Annotated in this window: 1 protein-coding gene; it reads right to left on the bottom strand. The window is 43.9% G+C overall.

The genetic code is table 11. The features are described 5' to 3' along the window. Nucleotides 1-114: 114 nt before the first annotated feature. Nucleotides 115-401: integrase core domain-containing protein (locus DDR33_RS25340; RefSeq protein WP_146198886.1), on the bottom strand; the 287-nt coding region annotated here is incomplete at its 5' end.

The following is a 401-nucleotide window of genomic DNA, read 5'->3' as shown; positions in this document are numbered from 1 at the left end:
TGTCTTATCCTAGAATGGCTATACACCTTACTGAATAAATCCTGAATTAATTATACACGATGATTTGTTATTCCTGGTTGAATTATACACTGCAATTTGGTAATCCTGTTTGAACTATACAAGGGCCAACTCCTCCTTTTTTGATATTTTATTCTTCCAGCGTTTCACCAGTGCCCCTGCCCGCAAATGGGCCTGCTCCGGAGTGAGGTAATCGCAACTGGCATGAGGCCTTAACTCATTATAAGCCCGAATGCTTTCAGCAATCTTCCTTTTAGTGTCCTCAAAGCCCAGGCCTGAGTAATGCAGGTTGAATTCCTCTTTGAGGATCCCGTTCACCCGTTCGGCCAGCGCATTCTCATAAGGATCGCCATTTTCGGTCATACTAATGGCAATCTTACTGC

The sequence above is a fragment of the Pararcticibacter amylolyticus genome, assembly GCF_003130405.1.
Classification (GTDB): Bacteria; Bacteroidota; Bacteroidia; order Sphingobacteriales; family Sphingobacteriaceae; genus Arcticibacter; species Arcticibacter amylolyticus.
The sequence above is the reverse complement of the archived record's forward strand: the minus strand, read 5'-3'. Positions and strand labels throughout refer to the sequence as shown.